Source organism: Dissulfurirhabdus thermomarina, from assembly GCF_012979235.1.
Classification (GTDB): Bacteria; Desulfobacterota; Dissulfuribacteria; order Dissulfuribacterales; family Dissulfurirhabdaceae; genus Dissulfurirhabdus; species Dissulfurirhabdus thermomarina.
In genome coordinates this window covers 83891-106472 of the sequence record NZ_JAATWC010000004.1, presented here as the reverse complement: position 1 = coordinate 106472, position 22582 = coordinate 83891, and the positions used below count along the sequence as shown (strand labels likewise).

At 70.6% G+C, this 22582-nt stretch carries 14 protein-coding genes; 4 read left to right on the top strand and 10 right to left on the bottom strand.

Annotation, left to right across the window (positions count from 1 at the left end; translation table 11 throughout):
* Window positions 1–45 precede the first annotated feature (45 nt).
* The 10 genes from fabZ to HCU62_RS06325 form a co-directional block, all read right to left on the bottom strand.
* Window positions 46–516, bottom strand: a complete 471-nt coding sequence (gene fabZ, locus HCU62_RS06370; RefSeq protein ID WP_163298915.1) for a 3-hydroxyacyl-ACP dehydratase FabZ — start codon at window positions 514–516, stop codon at window positions 46–48.
* Window positions 517–611: 95 nt separating this feature from the next.
* Entirely contained in the window at window positions 612–1658 is a 1047-nt protein-coding gene (gene lpxD / locus HCU62_RS06365) for a UDP-3-O-(3-hydroxymyristoyl)glucosamine N-acyltransferase (protein WP_163298914.1), read from the bottom strand.
* Between the two features lie 122 nt (window positions 1659–1780).
* Window positions 1781–4426, bottom strand: a complete 2646-nt coding sequence (gene bamA, locus HCU62_RS06360; protein WP_163298913.1) for an outer membrane protein assembly factor BamA — start codon at window positions 4424–4426, stop codon at window positions 1781–1783.
* A 5-nt stretch (window positions 4427–4431) separates the two neighbouring features.
* The gene (locus tag HCU62_RS06355; protein WP_425484842.1) at window positions 4432–5199 is read right to left on the bottom strand and encodes an ABC transporter ATP-binding protein; all 768 of its coding nucleotides are present in this window, start codon (window positions 5197–5199) and stop codon (window positions 4432–4434) included.
* A 429-nt stretch (window positions 5200–5628) separates the two neighbouring features.
* On the bottom strand, window positions 5629–6234 hold the full coding sequence (gene yedF, locus HCU62_RS06350) for a sulfurtransferase-like selenium metabolism protein YedF (protein ID WP_163298566.1): 606 nt from the start codon (window positions 6232–6234) through the stop codon (window positions 5629–5631).
* A 25-nt stretch (window positions 6235–6259) separates the two neighbouring features.
* Window positions 6260–7309: a selenide, water dikinase SelD gene (gene selD, locus HCU62_RS06345; protein ID WP_163298565.1), complete on the bottom strand. Its 1050-nt coding sequence runs from the start codon at window positions 7307–7309 to the stop codon at window positions 6260–6262.
* Window positions 7299–11438, bottom strand: a complete 4140-nt coding sequence (gene fdhF, locus HCU62_RS06340; protein ID WP_163298564.1) for a formate dehydrogenase subunit alpha — start codon at window positions 11436–11438, stop codon at window positions 7299–7301. The genes selD and fdhF overlap by 11 nt, the downstream gene beginning before the upstream one ends.
* On the bottom strand, window positions 11435–12049 hold the full coding sequence (locus HCU62_RS06335; protein ID WP_163298563.1) for a hydrogenase iron-sulfur subunit: 615 nt from the start codon (window positions 12047–12049) through the stop codon (window positions 11435–11437). The genes fdhF and HCU62_RS06335 overlap by 4 nt, the downstream gene beginning before the upstream one ends.
* An 11-nt stretch (window positions 12050–12060) precedes the next feature.
* On the bottom strand, window positions 12061–15099 hold the full coding sequence (locus HCU62_RS06330; protein ID WP_163298567.1) for an FAD-dependent oxidoreductase: 3039 nt from the start codon (window positions 15097–15099) through the stop codon (window positions 12061–12063).
* A 622-nt stretch (window positions 15100–15721) separates the two neighbouring features.
* Window positions 15722–16120, bottom strand: coding sequence for a POTRA domain-containing protein (locus tag HCU62_RS06325; RefSeq protein ID WP_163298562.1), 399 nt, complete (start codon window positions 16118–16120; stop codon window positions 15722–15724).
* 113 nt (window positions 16121–16233) lie between these two features.
* Between HCU62_RS06325 and HCU62_RS06320 the strand changes: the two genes are divergently transcribed.
* From HCU62_RS06320 to HCU62_RS06305, 4 genes are all read left to right on the top strand, one after another.
* The gene (locus tag HCU62_RS06320) at window positions 16234–17868 is read left to right on the top strand and encodes a capsule assembly Wzi family protein (RefSeq protein WP_163298561.1); all 1635 of its coding nucleotides are present in this window, start codon (window positions 16234–16236) and stop codon (window positions 17866–17868) included.
* A gap of 498 nt (window positions 17869–18366) precedes the next feature.
* The gene (cmoA, locus tag HCU62_RS06315) at window positions 18367–19095 is read left to right on the top strand and encodes a carboxy-S-adenosyl-L-methionine synthase CmoA (protein ID WP_163298560.1); all 729 of its coding nucleotides are present in this window, start codon (window positions 18367–18369) and stop codon (window positions 19093–19095) included.
* Between the two features lie 94 nt (window positions 19096–19189).
* A complete protein-coding gene (locus HCU62_RS06310; RefSeq protein WP_163298559.1) occupies window positions 19190–19945 on the top strand; it encodes a methyltransferase family protein in 756 nt (251 codons plus the stop codon).
* Window positions 19946–20049: 104 nt separating this feature from the next.
* Window positions 20050–22581 carry an SLBB domain-containing protein gene (locus HCU62_RS06305; protein WP_169755514.1) on the top strand — a complete coding sequence of 844 codons (2532 nt, stop codon included), beginning with the start codon at window positions 20050–20052 and terminating at the stop codon, window positions 22579–22581.
* Window position 22582: the final 1 nt, after the last annotated feature.

The window sequence follows — 22582 nt, the reverse complement described above, 5'->3', positions numbered from 1 at the left end:
GACATGGGGAGGGCTTCCTCTCCTGGCGGAATGCGGCGCGGTGGCCTAGGCCTGGACGGCGGCCATGAGGACGGCCTCGGCGGCGACCTTGCCGTCCACCGAGGCCTTGGCTGCCATCTTCCAGAGGAGCTTCTTGCGCTTGAGGAGCGTCGCCTCGAGGACGAGCTGGTCGCCGGGAAAGACCGGCTTCCGGAACCGCACCTCGTCCATCCCGGCGAAGACGAAGAGCTTGTCGCGGAGCCCCTCGGGGTCGCTCTTCTTGGCGAAGATGATGCCGGCCTGGGCGAGGGCCTCCAGGATCAGGACCCCGGGCATGATGGGGTTGCCGGGGAAGTGTCCCTGGAAGAAGGGCTCGTTGGCGGTGACGTTCTTGACGGCCCGGATGGATTCCCCCGGGATGACCTCGGTCACGCGGTCGACGAGCAGGAACGGGTACCGGTGGGGCAGGATCTCGAGGACCTCGTGGGGCTCGAGGGTGATGGCCGGTTCCTCCGGGCCCTTCGTTCGTTTCCACATGGCGACCTCCGGTGCTGGATATTCCATGATCGAGTTGAGATCCCGGGCGTTTCGTGGCGCCTCGAAGGATGCCGGTCGCGGCTCGGCCCCCGGGTTCAGTCCCTTCGCTGCTCCAGGGCCTCCAGGCGGCGGGCCAGGTCCCGCACCTCCCGCGCCAGGTCGGGGAGCCGCCGCAGGGCCTGGCTGATCCGGAGCCAGAGCCGGTGGCGGACGGCCGGTGTCCCGGCCACCGTCTCTCCCGCCGGGACGGGCTGGAGGAGCCCCGACTGGGCCACCACCCGGACCCCGTCGCCCAGGGTGATGTGCCCGGAGAGCCCGGCCTGGCCTCCGAGCATCACGCCCCGGCCGAGGCGGCAGCTGCCCGAGATGCCCACCTGGGCCACGATAATGCAGTCGGGCCCGATGCGCACGTTGTGGCCGACCTGCACCAGGTTGTCGATCTTGGTGCCCCGGCCGATGACCGTTTCACCGAAGGCCGCCCGGTCGATGGTGGTGTTGGCCCCGATCTCCACGTCGTCCTCGATGACCACGATCCCCACCTGGGGGATCTTGACGTGGCGGCCCTCCTCCTGGGCGTAGCCGAAGCCGTCGGCGCCGATCACCGCCCCGGCGTGGATGCGGACCCGGGCGCCCACCCGGCAGCCGGGGTAGATCACCACGTTGGGAAAGAGCTCGGTCTCTTCGCCGATCTCGGCCCCTTCCCCCACCACCACCCCGGGGTGGAGCACGGCGCCCCGGCGGATCACCGCCCCGTCGGCCACGTGGGCTCCGGCGTGTACGGTGACGGGCTCTTCCACCCGGGCCCCTTCGGCCACGCGGGCCCCGGGGTGGACCCCGGTGTGGGCTCGGGGCGCCTCGAAGAAGGCCTGGGCGATCTTCGCGTAGGCGAGGTACGGGTCGCGCACGAAGACGGCCGGGCGGTCCGGCGGCTCGGCCCAGTCCGCCGGAAGGACCAGGGCCGCCGCCCGGCTCGCCGCCGCGGCCTCTCGGTAGCGGCCGCTCACGACGAAGCTCAGCTCGTCCGGGCCCGCCCGGTCGAGGGCCTGGAGGCCGGAGACCTCGAGCCCCTCCGGGCCGTGGAGTTCTCCGCCCACCAGGGCGGCGATGTCGCCGAGCCGCATCGTCTTCGGGGTTTCGTGCATGGCCGTCTCCGGGGGATGAACTGGCCGCGGGCGCGCCGGGGACCCTCGGGCGCCGCCGGGCGGTTCCGCGGGGGATTATCCCAGATCCGGGCCCGGCCGGCAACCGCCCGGGGCGCGTCGCCCTAGAAGGCCCCGCCCATGCGGAACTCCCAGTTGTTGGGATCGTCGCCGGGCTTCTTGTCGATGTTGAAGCCCCACTCCAGGCGGATGGGGCCCATGGGCGAGAGCCAGCGGATGCCGAAGCCGACGGATTTCCGAAGGTCGCGCAGATCGTTCTTCTCCCCGTGTTGCCAGACGGCGCCCGTGTCGAAGAAGACCACGCCGTTGAGGCCCATGTCCTTCACCAGGGGGAAGATGGCCTCCAACTGGGCGTAGAACATCCGGTTGCCGCCGATGTACTCCCCGGTGGTGGGGTCGGTGGGGCTGATTCGCCCGTACTTGTAGCCCCGGACGCTGTCGATTCCCCCCAGGAAGAAGCGCTCGTAGACGGGCAGGCGCCCGGTACGGCCGAAGGTGACGTAGCCGGCCCCGGTCTTCACGTGGCCCACGAGGTTTTTCCAGATGGGGTGGTAGAAGCCCAGAACGGCCTGGGTCTTGAAGTAGGCGGCGTCTCCCCCGAGCACGTCCCCGGCGTATTCCACCGAGACGCTGTTGGTCCAGCCCCGGGTGGGGTTGTAGTAGTCGTTTCGGGTGTCGTAGGAGAGGCCCAGGTTCACCGCCCGGGTGGTGTGGATGTCGAGGGAGTCGCGGATCACCACCGACGAGGTGTCGTAGACGTCGCTCAGGGTGGTGTTGTCGATGCGCCCGCCCCAGAAGAAGCCGAGGTTGTCGGTGAGGGGGTAACCGAACCGGAGCGCCCCGCCGGTGCTCTTCCGGGTGTAGTCGTCGTAGTCGCTCTCCCAGTTGTAGAGGTCGATGCCGGCGGAGAGCCGGGTGTCCAGGAAATAGGGCTCGGTGAAGCTCAGGGTGTAGCGGTTCGAGACCGAGCCGAGCTGCCCCTTGAACGACAGGCTCTGGCCGCGCCCGAAGAGGTTGCGCTGGGTGATGTCCGCCATGAAGACCAGCCGGTCCACCGAGCTGTAGCCCGCCCCCACGCTGAAGGTGCCGGTGAGCCGCTCCTTGACCTTCACGGCGAGGTCGAGGACGTCCTCCCGGGCACCCTGGGAGGGGGTGAGGTCCACGTCGTCGAAGTAGCCCAGGCGCCGGAGGCGATCGGTGCTCTTGCGGAGGCCGGTGGCGGTGAAGGGCTCGAGTTCCGTCACCCGCAGTTCCCGGCGGATGACCTTGTCGCGGGTCCGGGTGTTGCCCGTGATCTCGATGCGCCCGAAGTGGACCTTGGGCCCCGTCTCCACGTGGAAGGTGATGTCCACGGTGCCCTTGGCGGGGTCCTTTTGGAAGCGGGGGTCCACCTCGGCCGAGGCGAATCCCTCGTCGGCGTAGATGTCGGTGAGGGTGAGGATGTCCTTGCGGAGGACCTCCTGGCTGAAGTACTCCTGCCGTTGGGTCTCGAGCCGGTCCAGGATCTTGGAGGTGTCGTGGAAGTGGGACTCCTCGATCCGGACCTCGCCCACCCGGTAGCGCCGGCCTTCCTCCACGGGGATGGTGACGTAGAGCCACTTGCCCTCCTGGCGGACCCGGGGCTTTCCGACCCGGGCGTCGATGAAGCCGTGGTTCCGGTAGTAGGCGTTGATCCGGCCGGCGTCGCGTTCGAGGGTGTCCCAGCGCAGCACGGCCTCCTCCTCGCCGAAGAGGGCCTTGATGTTCCGCCACGTGGGCAGCCATCGAGGGCCCTTCTCCTTGGTCTCCATGAGGTCCTTCAAGGTGTCGTCCGGGAAGGCCTCGTTGCCGTCGATCTCGATCCGCTTGACCAGGATCCGCTCGCCCTCCTCGATCTCGAAGCGGACGTCCGCCGACCGGTCCGAGACCTTCACCACCACCGGCTTCACCGCGGTGCGCACGTAGCCCTTGGTGAGGTAGAGGGCCTCGATCTTGTCGGCGTTCTCCCGCAGGGCCTTCTCCTGCACCACGGTGAAGGGCTTGAGATCCAGCACGGCCTTGAGGTCCTTGTCCTTGAGGGCCTTGTTGCCGGTGAAGAGGATGCTGCGGATGGCGGGCTTCTCCTTCACCACGAAGGTGACCAGGTGGCCCTTCGGCCCCGGCTCGTCTTCCACCCGGACGTCGTCGAAGTAGCCCAGGGCGAAGACGGCCTTGAGGTCGGCGGAGAGGGCCTTGGGCGAGAAGGGGGCCCCGGGTCGGGTCTTTACGGCGCCGAGCACGACCTCGGCGTCGATGCGGCGGTTGCCGGTGACGCGGACCTTCAGGACGCGGTCCGGCGCGGCCACGGCCTCCCGGACGGCGCCGGCCAGGGCCGCGGCGAGGCGGTCCGCCGATCCGGCGCCCGCCTCGGCCTCGGCGGAGAGGGGAAAGACCGCCCCGGAGTCGAGGGCCGCAAGGTGCATCTCGGCGAAGCGCGCCGGCCCCAGGGCGTTCAGGCTGCCGGAGAGGAGGTGTGTTGCGCCGAGGCGGCGGGCGGCCGCCGGATCGGCCTCCCCGGGGAGGGATTTCACGGGGATCCCGGCCTCGGCGAGGCGGCGGGAGAGGGCGGCGGCGAGCCGAGGCGCCTCGCCGGCCTGTGCCGACGGCCCGTGCCAGTCCAAGGGGGCGAGGGCCACCACGGCCGGCGGGGCCGCCCCGGCGGCCGCCGGGGAGAGGGCGGCGGCCAGCGCCCAGAGGAGGAGGCCGAGGTGCCTGGCGACTCGGGCGGCCATGCGGCTCAGGCGCCTTCCGCCCGGCCCACGCCGAAGGCGGCGAGCTCCCCCGGCGCCAGTTCCACGGCGCGGCCTTCCGTGAGGCCGAGGCACCGGTCCATGCGCCGGGCGAAGGAGAGGTTGTGGGTCACCACCACCAGGGTGACGCCGCGGTCGCGGTTCAAGGCGAAGAGGAGGTCTTCCACCTGGCGCCCCGTGCGCTCGTCGAGGTTGCCCGTGGGCTCGTCGGCGAGCAGCAGCGGCGGCTCGAGGACCACGGCCCGGGCCAGGGCCACCCGCTGCTGCTCGCCGCCGGAGAGGCGGCCCACCCGGTGGTCCATGCGGCCGGCGAGGCCCATGGCGGCGAGGACCGCCTCGGCCCGGCGCCGGATCTCGGCGCGGGGCAGACCCGCGATGAGCCCGGGCATCATGACGTTTTCCACGGCCGTGAACTCCGGCAGCAGGTGGTGGAACTGGAAGACGAAGCCGATCCGGCGGTTGCGGAACCGGGAGAGGCGGGTGTCGTCCCAGGCGAAGACGTCCTCGCCGAAGTGCCGGACCTCGCCGGCGGTGGGTTGCTCCAGGGTGCCGAGGATGTGGAGGAGGGTGGTCTTGCCCACGCCGGAGGCGCCCACCACGCCCACGGCCTCGCCGGGATGGATCGTGAAGGAGAGGCCGCGGAGCACCTCCAGCTCGTGGCCGTCGGCCACGAAGGACTTGGCCAGGCCGCTCACCGCGAGGGCGGCCGCCGCGCCCGCGGGCCCTCCGGGGGTGGGGGAGGGGGCGGTGCTCACGCCTCGACCGGGGGGCGGGTGTGCCGCCCGGGGCGCGGCTTCCCGGCGGATGTGGGCGGGTGGGTGGTGGGAGCCATGGTCGTCGCTCGGGATCCGTTGGGGGCGCCGGGACCGGCCCCCGGGTGCCGCTCCGGAGCGCCGGCACCGGGTGCTAGAGATACCAGAAAGGGCGGGGGGGTTCAAGGGAAGAGGGGTTCCGGCCTTTGATGGTGTCGCACATGAAAGATGCGCGAGCTGCCTTGCATCTGGCCGTTTTCGGATGCCCACGGATGATGGCGTCGTAAAAAGGCCTCGGAGTGGCGGGCTCAGCAAAAATCGCCAGGTGCAAGGCGCGAGGATGCGAGAGATGAGGCGTCCTTGAGCTTCGCCGCAATGACCGAGAGCATCCGAGATCCGCGCATCTTTGCGATGCCATCCCGGATCCAGGATTCAGACATTGAGGACGCTGTCGGCCAGCTGGAGGGACGTGACGATGTCCAGCATGTTGGTCGTCTCTCCCACCTCCTTTTGGTCCAGGAGATGGAAGTGATTGAGGCAGGTACCGCAGACCAGGATACTGACGCCGGCATCGGCCAGTCGTCGGAGGGCGGTGATGGCCGCGGAGCCCCGGACGGCCAGCTTGACGCCGCCGTTGACGAGGATCAGGCGCCACAGATCGGGTCCCATCTCCGGCAGGGTCTCGAGGAAGTTGCGAAGGAGGGCTTCCCCCAACTCGTCGTCGCCGTGGCCGATGCGGTTCGTCGTCACCATGACCAGGATCTTTCGGTCACCCGAGAGGGCCTTGGGCTGCGAGGGTGGCATGAGTTCGCACTGGCCGTCCTCGCCGTAACGGCCGATCACGTGGATGGCGTCGTCCGCCTGCTCCACCGTGACCTGATAGCGGTGGTGTTCCAGGAACCGGCTCACGTTCTCCCCGGCCGCCTCGTTGTCGACGGATACGACGATGGTCGCCGGGTGCTCCTTCTCCAGGATCTCCCGGACTTGCATCACCGGCCCCGGGCAGGTCAGCCCCCGGCAGTCCAGTTCGCGTGCCATGCCGGCACCTCCTTGATCGAGGGTGTCATCCCACCAGGATCCGGTCTCGGGGTTCCGCGATGACCTCTCCCACGATGGCCGCTTCGGTGACACCGCGGGCCACGAGGGCCGCCTGCAGCGCCTCCGCTTCCGCCGCCGGCACCGCCACGAGGAGGCCGCCGGAGGTCTGGGGGTCGAAGAGGACGTCGCGTCGGTTTCTCGGGACATCCGGTGCGAAGGTGACGAAGGGCCCCCGGAATTCTCGGTTGTGATAGGTCCCGGCCGGCAGGAGGCCCATGTCGGCCCACTCCAGGGCCTCGGGGAAGACGGGAACCGCCGCCCACCGCACCTGCACGCCCGTGCCGGAGTCCACCACCATCTCGGCCAGGTGTCCCAGGAAGCCGAAGCCGGTGACATCGGTACAGGCGCTGACCGGGAAATCGCGCAGGAGGTCGGCCGCCGTCCGGTTCAGGGCGGACATGGAGGCGATGACCCGCTCCGCGGTCGCCTCATCGGCCAGGCCCGCCTTGAGGGCGGTGCAGACGATCCCCGTTCCCAGCGGTTTGGTGAGGATCAACCGGTCACCGGCCCGCAGCCGCCGCTTGGTGAGCACCCGGCCCGGATGGATGAAGCCGGTCACCGCCAGGCCGTACTTGAGCTCCGGGTCGTCCACGCTGTGTCCGCCCACCAGGACCACTCCGGCCTGGCGCAGGGTGTGGAGACCGCCCTCGATGACGCGGCGGAGGATCGAGAGGTCGAGCCTCCGGGCCGGAAAGGCCACGATGTTCATGGCCGTTCGTGGGGTGCCGCCCATGGCGTAGATGTCGGAGAGGGCGTTGGCCGCGGCGATCCGGCCGAAGGTGTACGGGTCGTCGACCATGGGCGGGAAGAAGTCCAGGGTCTGGACGAGGGCGAGGTCGTCCGAGATCCGGTACACCCCGGCGTCGTCGGCCCGTTCCAGGCCGACGATCAGGTTGTCGTCCACCGGGAGGTCGAGGCCGCACAGGGCCCGGTCCAGATCGCCTGGCGGCAGCTTGGCGGCGCATCCGGCGGCCTTGACGGTCTGGGTCAGTCGGATTGTCCCGTCATCGGTCATGGGCGTCCTCCTGGGGTCCTGCATCGGGGCGCGCCGGGGCGACTGCCACGGCGCAGACCTTGTATTCAGGTGTGTGGGAGATCTCGTCCAGTCCCGGGCTGGTGAGGGTGTTGATCTCGGGGCGGTCGAAATGAAAGCTGCAGAAGACGGTGCCGGGCCGGCTGCGATCGGTGATCGCGGCGGGCAGCCGCACGGCGCCCCGGCGGGATCGGACCTCTACTTCCATCCCGTTGGTGATCCCCAGGCGTTTGGCGTCATCGGGATGGATCTCCAGGGTCTCTTCGGGCACCAGGGCCGACAAGCCCCGGCACCGCCGGGTCATGGACCCGTTGTTGTAGTGCGCCCGGCGGCGGCCGGTGATCAAGCGGAAAGGGAACGCCTCGTCCGGTGCCTCCAGGGGCGGGACGTCGGTGAGCACCGAGAAACGGCCCCTGCCGCGGGTGAAGGTGTCGGCATGGAGGATGGGCGTGCCGGGATGCCGTGTGTTGGGACAGGGCCAGATCAGGCCGGCGCCTTCCAGCCGCCGGTAGCGGACGCCGCCCATGGAGGGGGTGATGCGGGCGATCTCTCGCCAGATCTCTTCCGGTCCCTCGTAGTGCATGGGATGGCCCATGGCCTCTGCCAGTCGGCAGGTGATCTGCCAGTCGGGGAGCGCGGCCCCCGGGGGTGCCACCGCCTTCCGGATCCGCTGGATGCGTCGCTCGGCATTGGTGAAGGTGCCGTCCTTTTCATAGAAACAGGCGGCGGGCAACACGACGTGGGCCAGCTCGGCGGTCTTCGTGAGGAAGAGGTCCTGCACCACCACCAGATCCATCCGGGCAAAGGCCTTTCGGACGGCATGGAGATCCGCCTGGGTCTGTAACGGGTCGTAGCCGATGCAATAGAGGGCCTTGAAGCGGTCGCGTCGGGCGGCCTCGTACATCTCGGGTTCGGTCATCCCGGCGGTGGCGGGCAGCTCCACCCCCCAGGCACGGCCGAGACGTCGGCGAACGGCCGGATCGGCCACGTCCTGGTAGCCGGGATAGACGTAGGGCAGGGCCCCCATGTCGCACGAGCCCTGGACGTTGTTTTGACCTCGGAGCGGGCAGATGCCGGCACCGGGCCGCCCGATGTTGCCGGTGGCCAGGGCGAGGTTGGCCAGCGCCATCACGCCCAGGGTGCCGTTTCGGTGTTCGGTCACCCCCAGGCCGTAGAGGATCATTCCCCGGCGTGTGGCGCCATAGAGACGGGCCGCCTGCCGGACCCGGGCCGGGTCCACCCCGGTGGCTGCCGCGGTGGCCTCCGGAGAGAAGGACCGGACATGGGCGCGGACCGGCTCGATGTTTTCGGTGCGTGCGGCGATGAATTCCTTGTTCTCCAGGCCCTCGTCCAGGATGACGTGGACAAGGGCATTGAGGAGGAGCACGTTGGTGCCGGGGAGGGGCGAGAGCCAGATGTCGGCCATGTCCGCCAGCTCCGTGCGGCGGGGATCGATGACGACCAGGCGGGCGCCGCGTCGGATCGCCCGCCGGATCTTCAGGCCCACCACCGGGTGGGCCTCGGTGGTGTTGGAGCCGCAGACGAGGAGGACTTCGGCCAGTTCGATGCTCTCCAGCGGATTGGTGGCGGCGCCGCTCCCCAACGCGATGCGCAGGCCGCTCACGGAGGGGGCGTGGCAGACCCGCGCACAGTTGTCGACGTTGTTGGTCCGGAGGACGACCCGAGCGAACTTCTGGGCCACGTAGGCCGCTTCGTTCTCGCATCGGGACGAGGCCAGCACCCCGACGCCCTCCGGGCCGTATTCCGCCAGGGCCTTTTTGAGACCGGCGGCGGCCATGGCCAGGGCCTCGTCCCAGGTCGCCGGGCGCCACGGCGCCTCGACGGACTCCCGCACCAGGGGCTGGATCAGCCGGTCCGGGTGGCGGTGAAAGTCGAATCCGAACCGTCCCTTGACGCAGAGATCTCCGTGGTTGGGGGGCTGGGATCGATCCGCCGTGACTTCTTGGAGGATACCGTTCTTGACGTGGAGATCGACGGCGCAGCCCGTGCCGCAGTAGGTGCAGACGCTTCGGACCGTGGCCGTCTCGCCCGGCAGGAAGGGCGCAGGCAGGTCCTTCTTGGTGAGGGCGCCGGTGGGACAGGCATCCACGCAGGCCCCGCAAGCGACGCAGGAGGGGGAAATGGAGAGGGAAGGGTTCGGCAGGCCGTCTTCAACCTCCCGGACCTTCACGGTGAGGGCCTCGAATTCGCACGACCGCTGGCAGCGCTGGCAGCCGATGCACCGGTTGGGATCGATCCGGATGAAGGGGTGACGGTCGTCGATGTCGGCCCGTGGCCTTCTCGGGGCGGCCTTCGGTTGGACGCCGTAGGTGTTGAGCAGGGGCCGCAGACCGCATTTGGCCAGACCCATACAGCCGCACTGGAGGCACCGTTTTGCCTCCCGCACGGCCATCTCCTCCGAATAGCCGAGGTCCACCGGGTCGAAATCCCCGATGCGGCGTTCCGGCGGGCGGACCGGGGGGGATTCCTGCAGGGCGATGGCCCGGCCGGCGAAGTTGACCATGGCGACCTCTTCGAATCGCCGGCCGCGGCTGAAGTTGATCCGGCCGTCCAGGGGCCTGGCCGCCGGGGTGCCGGTGAGGTCTTCGTGGATGGCCTCTGCGGCTCGCCTGCCGGCGGCCACCGCCTGGATGACGGTTCGGGGGCCGCTGGTCAGGTCGCCGCCGGCGTAGACCCGGTCGATATTGGTCCGAAGGGTGGCCGGGTGCACCTTGAGGGTCTGGCGCGGGGTGAGGGCCAGGCGGGCCTCGATCCGGCCGTAGGACGTGAAGGCGCCGTCGCTGGCCTGGCCGGGTGCTGCAAAGACCGTCTCGCCCTCCCACCACAGGGAGGACCCTTCCTGGACGACCGGCTGCCGGGTGCCCCGGCGGTCGGGAGGGCCCAGGAGGGTGCGGGCCAGTTCCACCCGGATCCGGGCCCCGTCTCGCGTGAGGCGCAACGGCTGGGCCATCAGGAAGAACTGGACCCCCTCCCGTTCCGCCTCGGCGATGTCCCGCTGCGGGGCCCCAAGCTCCACTCGGGCCCTCGGATGGACCACCGTGACCTGGGCGGCACCGGCCCGTCGGGCACAGCGGGCCGTCTCCACGGCGATGCGGCCGCCGCCCAGGACCAGGACCTTGTCGCCGATGGCGGGGGGACGACCGGCGCGCACCTCTTTCAGGAAGGCGAGGGCATCACGGGTGTGTGCTGCGCCCGGGACCTCGAGGGGCCCTTGGCCGGGGATGCCGGTGGCCAGGAAGACGGCATGGAATCCGCCGTCCAGGAGGTCGGCGAGGGAAAAATCTCGGCCCCATCGCTTGCCGAGGCGCACGTGGACCCCGAGGCCGATGACCTGCTCCACCTCGCGGGTCACCTCGGCGGCGGGGAGCTTGAAGGTGGGGATGGCCGCGGCGGGCATGCCGCCGAGCCGTGACGTTGCCTCGAAGAGGGTGACATCGTGGCCGAAACGTCGCAGGTACCAGGCGCAGGAGAGCCCTGCCGGACCGCCCCCGATCACCGCCACGCTGAAGCCGGTGGGCGGACCGGGGACGATCGGAGGCGCCGTCTCCCGGCCGTTTTCCACCGCGAAGCGCTTGAGGTGGTTGATGGCGATCGGCTCGTCGACCAGGGTCCGTCGGCACCGGCTCTCGCAGAAACGCGGGCAGACGCGGCAGACGATGCCGGGGAGGGGGTTCTTCTCCCGGATGAGGTCCAGGGCGGCGCCGTATTCTCCGCGGGCGATGTAGCGGATGTAGCCCTGGACGTTGATGCCTGCCGGGCAGGCGAGGGTGCAGGGGGGCTTGCAGTCGCCGTAGTGGAAGGAGGAGAGGAACTCGAGCCGCTGCCGTCGGTGGCACTCGACGGCCGGGCTGGCGGTCCGGATCTCCATCCCGTCGGCCACGGGGGTCTGGCAGGAACGAACCAGGCGGCCGTCCGCCTCCACCATACAGATGAGGCATGGAAAATCGGCATCCGGGCGGCCTTCCAGGTGGCAGAGGCCGGGGATCTCGATGCCGATGTCGGCGGCCGCTGCCCGGATGGTGGTGCCGGGGGCGACCCGGATCTCTCGGCCGTCGATGCGGCAGCGGTGGTGTCTCCGGCGGGCCGTCATGGAGCGGTCCCCTCCGGTTGCCAGGCCGCCAGGGCCTTGGCACATCGGGCCTGGACAAGGGCGGCGATCCCGTCCCGCGAGTACTCCCGCTGTTGGATCATCTCCCGCGCGGCGTGGACCAGGCCGATCCGGACCTGCCGACCCCGCGCCATCTCGGCGGCCTCGGCCAGCCGGTGTCGCAGCGTCTCTTCGTCGGTGCCCTCCGCCGTTCCCAGGCGGCCGAGGGATCGGACGCGTTCGGTGAATTCGGTGATGACCTGGACGAAGTGGGGGCCTTCGGCGGCCGAGGCCCAATCGATCAGGAAGCGCTCGCGGGCGACGCCGAGCCGCGCCAAGACCTCGTGGACCAGGGCGGCGGAGACCAGGGCATGGAAGTTGCCGTCCTGGTAGTGACATTCCCCCGGGTGGCACCCGCCGACGAAGACGGCGTCCGCGCCGGCGGCCAGGCCTTCCAGGGGCAGGGAGGGGTCGAGGCGGCCGGTGCACATGAGGCGGATGACCCGCAGGTTCGGCGGGTATTGATAGCGGCCCACCCCGGCGGAGTCGGCGGCGGTGTAGCAGCACCAGTTGCACAGGAAGCCCAGGATGCGGGGCTGGTGTTCGGTCTTCATCGGGCGGTTCCTCATGGACGGAGGGCGTGGATCTGGGCCATGATCCCCTCGTAGGTGAAACGGCCCATGTCGATGGCCAGGGTGGGGCAGCGGCTGGCGCAGATGCCGCATCCCTTGCAGGCGGCGGCGATGACGCGGGCCTTCCGGACCTTGTCCTCCCGGTAGAGTTCGATGGCCTTGTACGGGCAGAAAGATTCGCAGGCGCCACAGCCGATGCACCTTTCCGGATCGACGCTCGAGACGATGGGTTCCGGGGTGATGCGCCCCCCGGCCAGGGGCTGGCAGGCACGGGCCCCGGCGGCCTGGGCCTGGGCGATGGTTTCTTCCATGTTCTTGGGGCCGTGTGCCAGGCCGCAGACGAAGACGCCGTCCACCGCCAGGTCCACCGGGCGCAACTTGACATGGGCCTCCAGGAAGAATCCCTCGGCGGTGAGGGGGACCTTGAAGAGCCTGGCCAGGCCGGTCGGGTCGTCGGCCTCGATGCCGGTGGAGAGGACCAACAGGTCGGCGGTCCGCTCTACGTCCCGGCCCAGGATCGGATCGAAGTAGGTCACCGTGGGCCGTGCGAGCACCCTGACCTGCGGGGGGCGTTCCGGTTGGTAGCGGGTAAAGATCACCCCCTGTTCGCGGGCCGTTCGGTAGGCATCTTCCATGAAGCCGTAGGTGCGCATGTCGCGGTAGAGAATGGTCACCTGGATCTCCGGGGCCAACGCCTTGAGACGCAGGGCGTTCTTGACCGCCTGGCCGCAACAGACCCGGCTGCAGTAGGGGAGGTCGTCCCCCCTGGAGCCGACGCACTGGATCATCACGACCTGCCGGCACCGGGCGGGGAGGGGGCGCGAGCCGGCCAGCCGTTTTTCCAGGTCGATCTGGGTCAGGATGCGGGGCGAGGCCCCGTAGCCGAATCTCTTCGGTACATGGGGCCTGCCGCCGGTGGCCAGGACCACGACGCCGTGCTCGACGGTCTCTTGGCCCCGGCGGGTATCGACGGTGGTGGTGAAGCGTCCCACGTGACCCGAGACGGCGGAGACCTTCGCACCGGTGAGGACGGTGATCCGCGGGTGGCGCCGCACCCGGCGGGCCAGCTCTCGGATGGCCTTCCGGGGATCGGTGCCGAAGCGGTCCTGGCTCAGGAGGAGGGCCCGGCCGCCCAGGCGCTGCTCCCGTTCCACCAGGGTGCAGACGAAGCCCTGCTCGGCGATGGTCAGGGCCGCGGTCAGGCCGGCCAGCCCCCCGCCGATCACCAGGGCCCTGGGGATCACCGGCAACTCCTGCTCTCCCAGCGGGGTGAGCCGGCAGGCCTTGGCCACCGCCATCCGGACCAGGTCCTTGGCTTTTTCCGTTGCCGCCTCCCGCTCGTGCATGTGGACCCAGGAGCACTGGTCCCGGATGTTGGCCATCTCGAAGAGGGCGCGGTTGAGTCCGGCCTCTCGGAGGGTGGCCTGGAAGAGGGGCTCGTGGGTCCTGGGGGTGCAGGCCGCGACGACGACGCGGTTCAAACCGTGTCTGCGGATGACGTCGGCCATGTGGCGCTGGGTGTCCTGAGAACAGGAGTACAGGTTGTCGCTGGCATGGACCACGTTCGGGAGCGTTCGGGCGTAGTCCCGCACCGCCGGTACGTCCACCACCCCGCCGATGTTGATGCCGCAGTGGCAGACGAAGACGCCCACCCTGGGGGGCTCGCCGGCGACCTCCCGCTCCGCCGGGAATGTCGCGGTGGTGGTCAGGCGGCCCCTGGCGGGGGCCAGGCGGGCGGTTGCGATACCGGCGGCCCCGCTGGCCTGGGTGACGGAATCGGGGATGTCCTTGGGGCCCTGGAAGGCACCGGCCACGTAGACGCCGGGCCGGGTGGTGGCGAGGGGCGCATAGGGATCGGTGGCGGCGAAGTGGTACCGGTTCAGGGCGATGCCCGCAGCCTCGGCCAGTGGTTCGGCGTCGTCCGGGGCCTCGAGCCCCTGCGAGAGCACGACTATGTCGAAGTCTTCGCAGTGGGAGGCCCCGGCTTCGTCCGTCCAGGAGAGGAACAGGCGGTCGCCGGCGCCTTCGACGCGCGGCGGCCGGGCATAGACGACCCGGAAGCCGTTTTCGGCGATGGCACGTTCCCGGGCGGCATCGAATCCCTTGCCGTGGGTCCGGATATCCATGAAGAAGAGCGTGATCGCGGCTTCCGGGTCATGCTCGCGGGCCAGGGTGGCCTGTTTGATGGCGTACATGCAGCAGACGGAGGAACAATAGCCGTTGTGACATCGGCTGTCCCTGGAGCCGATACATTGCAGGAAGGCGATCTTCTTCGGGTGCCGGCCGTTGGAGATCCGGACGATCTCACCCCCGGTCGGCCCGCTGGCGCACATCAGCCTTTCGAACTCGAGGGCGGTGAGGACGTCGTCGTAACGTCCCCAGCCATAGGCGCCCAAGACCTCCGTATCGACCCGGCCGAATCCCGGCGCCAGGATCACGGCCCCCACCTCGAGATCGAGGACCTCCTCCTGCTGGTCGAAGCGGATGGCCCCGGTCCGGCAGACCACGGCGCAGAGGCCGCAGGTCTGGTGGTTGAGCCGCAGGCAGGCCTCGGGATCGATGTGGTAGCTGGTGGGCACCGCTTGCGAGAAGTCGATGCGGGCGGCGTGGGTGGTGCACAGGTTTTCGTTGTATCCGTCCCTGACGATCCGGATGCAGTACTGGGTGCATTGGCCGCAGCCGTTACAGACGGTCTCGTCGATGTAGCGCGGCCGTTTTCTGACCCTGGCCGTGAAGCGGCCCGGCTCGCCGTGGAGGGAGACCAACTCGGCCTTCGTGAGGATGTCGATGTTGGGGTCGCGCCCCGTCTCCACCAGCTTTGGGGCGAGGATGCACAGGGAACAGTCGTTGGTGGGGAAGGTCTTGTCGAGCCGGGCCATGATGCCGCCGATGGCGGTGCTCTTCTCGACGAGATAGACCTTGTAGCCGAGGGCGGAGAGGTCGAGGGCCGCCTGGACGCCGGCGACGCCGCCGCCGACGACCATCACGGCGCCAATGGGAGAGGGGGCCTGGTTCGGAGTCTGGGCGTTCATGAGGGCCTCTTCCTGCACGGGGTGGATGCCTCCTGCACGCTTGGGTTGGCGCGCTGTCCCGTCCCCGCGGCGGCGAAGCCCTCATCAGGCGTGGGCGTTAGCAGCGGAGCGGCGGTGGGGGCATTGCGCCTGTCGTCTGTGCCGCCCGGACCGGGCGGCCTCCCAGCCGCAGGGATCAGTGTGACCGATAGACGATCTTCATCTGCTTTATCTGCGCTCCTTGGGGTGTTGCGAGACAGGCCGGGGGCCTCCAGCCTGCCCGCCGGCGCGGTATCGTCTCGGGCGGCACGGCGCCGGATGCCGAGACACGGAGCCTAATAAAAGGGCGAAGGGACCTTTCAGTCAAATAGGAAATGCCAATAATAAATGGGGGTCGGATAAGCTGTTGCCATCCGGGTGGCGGTGTGGATCCGGGCCTCGAGGGGGAGGCGGCCGGCCCGGCGCGGGATCCCGATCCGTTGGGGCCCAGGGGTCGAACCGGCGTCGGCGGGGGGACCATGCCGTCTTTCCCGGGGGCTTCGATCTCCGGGGCCGGTCCATGGCGATGACTTCGACCCGGGTGCTGCTGAAGTCCGGGATCCCTTCCGGGCGGCTCCGGGAGCGCACGAGGAGCCGGTCGCCGTCAGTGAGATCGAGGGCCCTTCTCCTTGGTCTCCATGAGGTCCTTCAAGGTGTCGTCCGGGAAGGCCTCGTTGCCGTCGATCTCGATCCGCTTGACCAGGATCCGCTCGCCCTCCTCGATCTCGAAGCGGACGTCCGCCGACCGGTCCGAGACCTTCACCACCACCGGCTTCACCGTGGTGTGCACGTAGCCCTTGGTGAGGTAGAGGGCCTCGATCTTGTCGGCGTTCTCCCGCAGGGCCTTCTCCTGCACCACGGTGAAGGGCTTGAGATCCAGCACGGCCTTGAGGTCCTTGTCCTTGAGGGCCTTGTTGCCGGTGAAGAGGATGCTGCGGATGGCGGGCTTCTCCTTCACCACGAAGGTGACCAGGTGGCCCTTCGGCCCCGGCTCGCCCTCCACCCGGACGTCGTCGAAGTAGCCCAGGGCGAAGACGGCCTTGAGGTCGGCGGAGAGGGCCTTGGGCGAGAAGAAGGGCGGCCCCGCCCTTGCCGCCGCCGGGTTCGTCCGCTACCATGGACCGCAAGGCCCCGGGATTTCGGGGGAAGGGCGGCGTGGGGGCGCCGCCGGTCCCCCGGGCGGCCGGTGCCTGCACCCTGGGGAGAGGAGACGCCACGATTCGTCCCGGAAGGCCCGCCACCACTGCACCTTCTTCCCCCCGGCCCGGTTTCCCCGCCCGGCTCGCCGTGCTCGCCTGTCTCCTCGCCTGCCTCGGCGTCGCCCCGGCCCGCGCCGCGCCCTGGGCGGACCCCGGCGACCCGGTCCTCCGCCACGACGTCCAGGTGCTGGCCGACGCGGGGCTCGTGGAGGGCCCCGTCACCACCTGGCCCCTCTCCTGGGGCGAGATCTCCCGCCGCCTCGTGGACCTGGACGCCGCCCCGCCACCCGGGAGCGCGGCCGCCCTCTCGCTCCGGCGCCTCCGGGAGCGGGTGGCGGAGGAGGCTCTGGCGGGCCGGTTCCGGTCCGAGGCCGCGGCGGGGGGGCTCGCCGCCGCCCGCCACTACCTCCGCACCTTCACGGACGTCCCCCGCGAGAAGGGGGAGACCCGGGCCGGCCTCGACTGGATGGGGCGCTACGCGGCCTTCCGGCTGCGGGTCACCGGCGCGGTGGCGCCCCCGGACCACAAGCGGGTCCGCCTCGACGGCTCCTACCTCTCCGGCATCCTCGGCAACTGGGCCCTCACCGTGGGGCAGGTGGAGCGCTGGTGGGGGCCGGGCTGGGACGGAAGCCTCGTCCTCTCCACCAACGCCCGCCCGCTCCCCTCGGTGGCCCTTCGCCGGAACTACGCCGACGCCTTCGAGACGCCGTGGCTCGCCTGGATCGGTCCCTGGACCTTCGTGGCCGTCCTCGGCCGCTTCGAGGACGGCCGGGCGGTCTCCCACGCCCGGTTCCTGGGGATGCGCTTTGCCTGCCGCCCCTTCCGGAAGCTCGAGATCGGGCTCTCCCGGGCCGCCCAGTGGGGGGGGAAAGGGCGGCCCTCCGACCTCGAGACCTTCGGAAAGCTCCTCATCGGCCGCGACAACCGGGGCGACGACCACATCGACGTCGCCAACGAGCCCGGCAACCAGCTGGCCGGCTACGACCTGCGGCTGGTCTCCCCGGTCCTGGACCTTCCCTACGCCCTCTACGGGCAGTTCATCGGCGAGGACGAGGCCGGGATGCTGCCGAGCCGTTTCGTGGGGCTGGCCGGGTTGGAGGCCTGGGGCGCCCTCGAGGGCGCGGGCCTCTCCTGGCGGCTCCACGTGGAGGTCGCCGACACCACGGCGGCCTTCTACCTCTCGGAGCCCAAGTGGGACTATGCCTACAACCACGCCATCTACCGCGACGGGTACCGCTACTACGACCGGACCCTGGGCCACGCCATGGACAACGACGGGGAGATGATCGCGGCGGAGCTCCTGCTGGTGGAGCGCGGCGGGCGGAGCTGGCGGCTCCGGGCGGCCCGCGTCCGGATGAACCGAAACGGCACGGGCCTCAATCCCGCGGCGCCCCGGGAGGAGGGGCGGCGGACGGCGGAGATCGGCGGCGCCGTGCCCATCGGCCGGCACCGGTTCCTCTGGGGCGGCGGCCTCCGGGAGCGGCGCACCACGGCCTCCGGGCACACGGCCCGGGAGGGGTTCGGGTATCTGGCGTGGGAGGTGACCTTCTGACGATGGCGTCGCGAAGGAATCGCCGGCTGCGCGACGGGCCCAAAGTACGTCTCATTCCGGGACATCCCGTATCGATTCGGGTGCTTGGAGTTCAAATTCGCACGGGGCGGGGTGGGAATTCGGTGCCTCGATGGAAGCGAAACCGCTTGTCGCCTGCGGCGGGCGTTACTTTAAAAGGGCGGCCCTCTGTGGAGCCCCGTCCCCTCGGCGCCTTCGGCTCCACAGAGGGCGGGAGCCGGCAATGGGCCGAAAAGGCCTCAGGGTAGATGGCGCACCCCAGATCGCCGGGTGCAAGGCGCGAGGATGTCGAGGGATGAGGCGTATAGGGTGCGCCGCAGCAACGCCGTCATTGGTGCTTCTCGCGATGCCATCGGGAAACGAGGCGCCGCCCCCCCTTCCTTGACACCCGGGGGGACGGGCGACTATGAATTGACGAGGCCGGTGGGCGCGGCCCCGGAGCCGGGGCGGACGCCCGCCGCATGCAGGAGGCAGTCTTCCATGACCAAGTCCGACAAGGTCTTCCGCGACCCGAAGGATTTCATCGAGGACTTCGACTTCGGCACGAACGTCGCCGAGGTCTTCGACGACATGCTGGACCGCTCGGTCCCCTTCTACGCCGAGATCCAGCGCATGATCGGCGAGATGTCCGCGGATTTCGCCGTGCCCGGGACGAACCTCTACGACCTGGGCTGCTCCACCGGCAACACCTTCCTCCAGATCGACCGCGTGGTCTCCCCCGAGGTCACATTCGTGGGGGTGGACTCCTCCCAGGCCATGCTCGACCGGGCGAGGGAGAAGCTGGAACGCGCCGGGGTCACCCGCCCGTGCCGGTTGGTCCAGGGGGACCTCAACAAGGGCGTCGAGGTGGAGAACGCCTCGGTGGTCATCCTGAACCTCACGCTGCAGTTCGTCCGGCCCCTCTACCGGAACCGGCTCATGCGGTCCGTGGCCGACGGCATCCTCCCGAACGGGTGCCTGATCCTGGTGGAGAAGGTCCTGAGCCCGGACTCCACCATCAACCGGCTCTTCATCAAGTACTACCACGAGATGAAGCGGCGGAACGGGTATTCCGAGCTGGAGATCGCCCAGAAGCGGGAGGCCCTCGAGAACGTGCTCATCCCCTACCACTACGTGGAGAACCGGGAGCTGCTCCTGGAGAGCGGCTTCCGCCAGGTGGACAACTTCTTCCGCTGGTACAACTTCTGCGGCATCCTGGCCATCAAGTGATGATAATGGTGCCGCCGTCCACCGCATCGACACCGCGCCGCGCCGGGTGGTCCCCGCATGACCGCCCGCGCCCTCTGGGTTTCCACGAGGTGCCATGAACGAGACCGCCGACGCTTCCGCCTCCCGCGTCCCCCTTTCCGTCCGGCTGGGGAACTTCTTCTTCCGCTACCGCAACGGGTTGTTCCCGGTGCTGTTCGTGGTCCTGGCGGTGACGGTGCCGCCGGCGCGGCTCGGCGGCGATCCCCGCCTGGACCTGGCCGGGGTGACGGCCGGCGTCCTGCTGGCCCTGGCGGGCGAGGTGGTCCGGTGCGCCACCATCGGCCTGGTCTACATCAAGCGGGGCGGGAAGAAGCGGCGCATCTACGCCGCCGACCTGGTGACCGAGGGGATCTACGCCCACACCCGGAACCCCATGTACCTCGGAAACCTCCTCATCGCCGCGGGCGCGTGCCTGGCCTACGGCTCGCCCTGGGTGATCCTGGGGGCGTTTCCCTTCTTCCTCCTGGTCTACCTCAGCATCACCCGGGCGGAGGAGCACTACCTCCGGGGCCGGTTCGGCCCGGGCTACGAGGCCTATTGCCGGGACGTGAACCGTTTCTGGCCCCGCCTCCGGGGCCTGGGGCGGACCCTGGCGCAGCACCGGTTCGATTGGAAGCGGGTGGTGAACAAGGAGTACGGGACCCTGTTCCAGCTCTCTTCGGGGCTCTACGTCCTTCTCCTCTACAAGTACTACCGGCTCTACGCGCCGTCGCCGGTCCCGGAGCGGCCCGGGCTGCTGGCCGTCCCCTTCCTGGCCTTCCTCGCGTTCTTCGGCGTGGCGCGCTGGATGAAGAAGACCGGCCGGGTGTGACCCTCCGCCCGGCCGGGGGCGGCCGCCGGGCCGGCGTGGGGGCGCCGGGGCGGGCCGCGGAGAGGGGGTGGCGGCGGGGCGGGCCCGCCGGAGAAGGAGGAGGGATGCGACCGAGGCGGTGGCTCATGGCGGCGGTGCTGGCGGCGGCGGTGCTGGCCGCGGGCGCCTTCGTGCCGGCGGGACCGGCCCGGGCGGCCGGGGGCGCGACGCCGGGTGCCGCCGGCCTCGAACTCCTCCGGGGCCTCACCCCGGACCAGCGGGCGGCCCTCCTCGAGGAGCTCAAGCGGCGGGAGGGGGCCGGCGGTGCCGAGGCCCCGCTGGCCGAGCCGGAGCTGGTGACCCCGCGCCGGGTCCCCCCGGCCCCCGCGCCCGGCCCCGTGCTGCCCCCCTGGCTGCGCGAGGAAGGGGACAACGCCACCGGCGCCGCGAACGCCACCGCCGGGCGGGGCCCGGGGGGGCTCCGCTACTTCGGCTACGACCTCTTCGCCGGGGTCCCCAGCACCTTCGCCCCGGCCACGGACATCCCCGTGCCCGCCGACTACGTGGTGGGGCCGGGCGACACGGTCCAGGTCCAGCTCTTCGGCAAGGAGAACGCGGACTACACCCTGGTGGTGACCCGGGAGGGGCTGCTGCACCTGCCGGGCATCGGGCCGGTCCCGGTGGCGGGGCTCCGGTTCGAGGAGCTGCGCCGCCTCGTCCGGGACCGGATCGCCCGCCAGATGATCGGCGTCAAGGCGGGGGTCACCATGGGGCCGCTCCGGTCCATCCGGGTCTTCCTCCTGGGCGAGGCCTTCCGGCCGGGCTCCTACACGGTGAGCGCCCTCTCCACCATGACCAACGCCCTCTTCGTCGGTGGCGGGGTGGCGCTCACCGGCTCGCTGCGCGACATCCAGCTCAAGCGGCAGGGCAAGGTGGTGGGCCGGATCGACCTCTACGACCTGCTGCTGCGGGGCGACACCAGCTCGGATGCGCGGCTTCAGCCCGGCGACGTCATCTTCGTCCCCCCCGTGGGGGCCCGGGTGTGGGTGGCGGGGGAGGTGAAGCGGCCCGCCGTCTACGAGCTCCGGGGCGAGCGGACCGTGGGCGAGGCCGTGGCCCTGGCGGGCGGGCTCCTTCCCACGGCGGACCCGTCGGCCGTCCGGGTGGAGCGGATCAGCGATCGGCGCGAGCGGACCCTGATCGACGTGGACCTCGCCGCCGAGGCGGGGCGGGCGGTGCCGGTCCAGGACGGCGACCGGGTGCGGGTCCCGTCCGTGCTGGCGGAGATGGAGGACGTGGTGTGGCTCGCCGGCCACGTCCAGCGGCCCGGGGGGTACCAGTGGCAGGAGGGGATGCGGGTCACGGACCTCGTCCCCTCGGCTTACGCCCTGAAGCCCCGGGCGGACCTCGGCTACGTGCTCGTCCGGCGGGAGCGGCAGCCGGAGCGGTTCGTCGAGGTCTTCTCCGTGGATCTTCGCCGGGCCTTCGCCGAGAGGGGCGGCCCGGCGGACGTCCCCCTCCGGCCGCGGGACACGCTCTACGTCTTTGCCTCGGCGGGGGACCGGGCCCCGGTGGTGGACCGGCTGCTAGGAGAGCTCGCCGCCCAGGCCCGGCACGGGGCGCCGCTTCCGGAGGTGGCGGTGGGGGGCCGGGTGCGGGCGCCCGGGCGCTACCCCCTGGAGCCCGGGATGCGGGTGAGCGACCTCATCCGGGCGGGGGGCGATCTCCAGGAGGCCGCCTATGCCCTGGAGGCGGAGCTGACCCGGTACGAGGTGGTCAAGGGCGCCTACCGGCAGACGGCGCACGTCCCGGTGGATCTCGCCGCCGTGCTCCGGGGTGACCCGGCGGCGGACCTGGCGCTCCGGCCCCACGACTACCTGAACGTCAAGGAGATCCCCCGCTGGCGGAAGCAGGAGCGGGTGGAGGTGGGGGGCGAGGTGCGCTTTCCCGGCAGCTACGCCATCCGCCGGGGCGAGACCCTCTCGTCGGTGATCCGCCGGGCCGGCGGGCTCACCGACCTCGCCTACCCGCGGGGGGCGGTCTTCCTCCGGGCCTCTCTCCGGGCCAAGGAGCAGGAGCAGATGGACCGGATGGCCCGGCGGCTCCGGGCGGACCTGTCTTCCATCTCGCTTCGCCAGGTCCAGGAAGACCCCAAGAAGGCCCAGGCCCTGGATCTCGCCCGCTCCCTGGCCGAGGAGCTCGAGAGCACCAACGCCACGGGGCGCATGGTGATCGACCTGCCGGGGATCCTCGCCGGCCGGGCGGACAAGGACGTGGTCCTCGAGAACGGGGACCGGCTCCTCGTGCCGCGGCGGCCGCAGGAGGTGAGCGTCATCGGGGAGGTCTTCTACCCCACCTCGCACCTCTACGACCCGGCGCTCTCCCGGAACGACTACATCCAGAAGAGCGGCGGCTTCACCCAGAAGGCCGACCCGGGTCGGGTGTACGTGGTGCGGGCCGACGGCTCGGTCCTCGGCAGCAGCACCACGCTCTGGTTCATCCACACCTACGACCGGCGCATCGAGCCCGGCGACACCATCGTGGTGCCCCTCGACGCGGAACGGATCCGGCCGCTCGCCCTCTTCGGCGACGTGACGGAGATCATCTACCGCCTGGCGCTGGCCGCCGCCGCGGCCAACGCCGTGGGCGCCTTCTAGG